We start from the raw sequence: 2754 nt of genomic DNA, 5'->3' as shown, positions 1-2754 counted from the left end.
AAAATTACGGAATACCACTTTTCAAACATCCTCTTAATTACCAGATTGGATTTGTGGATTTTTCAGATGTGGATTTTTCCAGTCTAAAGGATTTAATTATGGTGTCTTCCACAGTTTTCGCAAACTCTGGATAGGATTTATCTTCAGCGCGATAGGTGAGAATATAGGCTTTTTTACCATTAACAATCCATACTTGCATTTCTTGGAAATTTACCTTGTGGATATTATCTCTGCTTTCATAAACTACTTGATAACCTTGTGTTTCACCAAGTTGTATTTGTCCAGATTTGATAATTTTCGCATTTTGTCCTAATGCTTCAATTTGTCCGATAGAAAACTTAGTATAATCTTCCAAAGACTCCGACTGAAATAACTCATCTATAGTGATAAAAAATTCTGGAGTTAGAGAAGATGAAATCGTATTTTTCGGGATAATTCGCGTTAATTTATCTATTACTGGTGTTTCTTGCCAATTTTTAGGATATTTAAATTTAACTCCAGCTTTTGCATATTCTACTACTTTAATTGGTGGTTGCAAATAAATATTAATACCCATCACACCAATAGTTATTAAAGTTATTAAAAAAGCCGATTTTATGAGTAAAAATTTTAAATTGTGAGATGGTTTATTGATGGGCTTTGTATTATTATTATTATTGACTGAATGATCTGGTTGTGTGGTTATTTGAGATTCATTTACAGCCGTCATAACTTCTGCTGCTGATTGAAACCGGTGTCTAGGGTTAATCTTGAGCATTTTATCTAAAATATTAGCTAGAGAAGGGCTAATAATTATACTAGCTTGTTGTCGCCAATTTCGGTAATTATTGTCAAGGTAATCAACAGGAGTTGTACCTGTGAGTAACTCCAGACAAGTAACAGCTAAACTATATAAATCACTAGACGGATAAATTTCTCCTATTCTTCCTTCTTCAGGTCTTTGTTCAGGAGAAGCGTATACTTTTGTAAAAATAGGTACAGATTTTTTTATATTTGTTTCACCAGAAACAACTTGTTTCACTGCCCCAAAATCAATTAAAAATAGTTTTTGTGTTGCTGTTTCTCTAACAATATTACTGGGTTTAATATCTCGATGGATAGAATTTTGGTCATGAATAAATTGTAAAATCGGTAAAATTTGCTTTAAAAAATCTAAAGTCTCTGTTTCGGAAAAACGAACTTTTCTTCTGAGTTCCTGAGACAGATCTTCACCTTGGATATATTGTTGTACTAAATATTTAAACTCAAGCTCTTCTTGTTGACCAAAAGCAGGAGCGGTAAAAGAAAAATAATCATATAAAGTGGGAATATTCCCGCTATTATCACCTAAAAATTCTAAAGCCTGAGCTTCTCGATCAAAAGCGGCTTTGATTCCTTCAACAATTTTATTAACAATTTCCGGGTTATCATGTTCAGCTTGAATCTCATCAATTTTAATATTCAATCGTTTGATTACACATTGACGCTGATTCACAGAATCTAAATCAATAGCTTGAAAAGTAGCACCAAATCCTCCTTTTCCCAGAGGTTTAATAGTTTGATAATGTCCCTTTCTCCCCTTTAATATTAGGGGCATTCCACAAGCTTGACAGAATATTTCCGAGGTAGTATTAGAATCTGGAGAGTCGGGAAAACGGTTTTTTGGACTAGGGCAGTGCGGTCTGGTACAATAGTAGTACATAACAGATAGTATGGTAAATGATAAAGGTACAGAGTTAATCCATTAACCAAAAACAGGTATTTATATATATAAGTCTGTTCACTTCACCTATTAAACAGGATTGTATCATAAAGTTAACTTCTGGGTAAACGCCTTAATCTTTGATAAGAATTAGTATATAATCAGTTATGGGCGTGCATATTCTTACGCCAAGTATAAAGTTTAGATAACATAAATCTAGTTAAATACTACCATAATCACCAAAATTCAGTAATCAAAGGTCAAGCATTATGCAACTACCAGCATTAACTAGTGTCTTAGCATTCACCGCATTGACAGTTACCCTTAGTGTTAACCCTGGTTTGAGTCAAGAGATTCCCAAGCAAGAAGTTAGTTTTCGTTGTCGCATTCAATTTCTCAAAGGTAAAAAAGTTCACACTACCATGGCCTTCGTTCCCGACAAAAAACCTGAGCGTTATGTATCCATTATTGCTTGGAAATCTGACTCTTTTCCCGGTAGCGAATGGACTCCTGAAAGACGCTGTGATGAAGTAAGTAAAAAATTCCAGAAATTTCACCAACAAGGCCGATTAGATTATTTAACTACCGGTAAGTTGAATGGTTTGGGAGTTATCTGTGCGGCTAAACCTGGTGAATGCAATAAAAACAATATTTTATTTAGTGTCAGGCCAGGTGTAAATCCCACTACAGTTTTAGCCGAACTGAAGGACATCAAAGAAGGTAGAACTTCAGACATAACTTGGCAAAATTCAGGTGAAAATACTTACTTGAATCTGGGTGAATATCTCAAAAAACATCTCTAAATAACAAAATACCCCACCCTAACCCTCCCCTTGTAAAGGCTACGGTGTACACACATCTCTAGACAGGATGCTAAACGTGATCCGATCCCCCTAAATCCCCCTTAAAAAGGGGGACTTTGAAGAATTTAGCCCCCCTTATAAAGGCTACGGTGTACACACATCTCTAGACAGGATGCTAAACGTGATCCGATCCCCCTAAATCCCCCTTAAAAAGGGGGACTTTGAAGAATTTAGCCCCCCTTATAAAGGCTACGGTGTACACACATCTCT

Annotated in this window: 2 protein-coding genes; one reads left to right on the top strand and one right to left on the bottom strand. The window is 35.3% G+C overall.

Annotated features, from left to right (window positions below):
- Window positions 1-37 precede the first annotated feature (37 nt).
- Entirely contained in the window at window positions 38-1681 is a 1644-nt protein-coding gene (locus FJR06_RS16210; RefSeq protein WP_254434441.1) for a serine/threonine-protein kinase, read from the bottom strand.
- A gap of 269 nt (window positions 1682-1950) precedes the next feature.
- Between FJR06_RS16210 and FJR06_RS16205 the strand changes: the two genes are divergently transcribed.
- A complete protein-coding gene (locus tag FJR06_RS16205) occupies window positions 1951-2484 on the top strand; it encodes a COP23 domain-containing protein (RefSeq protein ID WP_168651809.1) in 534 nt (177 codons plus the stop codon).
- Window positions 2485-2754: the final 270 nt, after the last annotated feature.

It is taken from the genome of Dolichospermum sp. UHCC 0352, assembly GCF_009711925.1.
In the GTDB taxonomy this organism is placed as follows: Bacteria; Cyanobacteriota; Cyanobacteriia; order Cyanobacteriales; family Nostocaceae; genus Dolichospermum; species Dolichospermum lemmermannii.
This window is presented reverse-complemented; position numbering and strand designations above follow the sequence as displayed.

Coding starts and splice junctions, on each gene's coding strand:
- FJR06_RS16210 (WP_254434441.1), bottom strand. CDS start 1,681: ATGTACTACTATTGTACCAGACCGCACTGCCCTAGTCCAAAAAACCGT.
- FJR06_RS16205 (WP_168651809.1), top strand. CDS start 1,951: ATGCAACTACCAGCATTAACTAGTGTCTTAGCATTCACCGCATTGACA.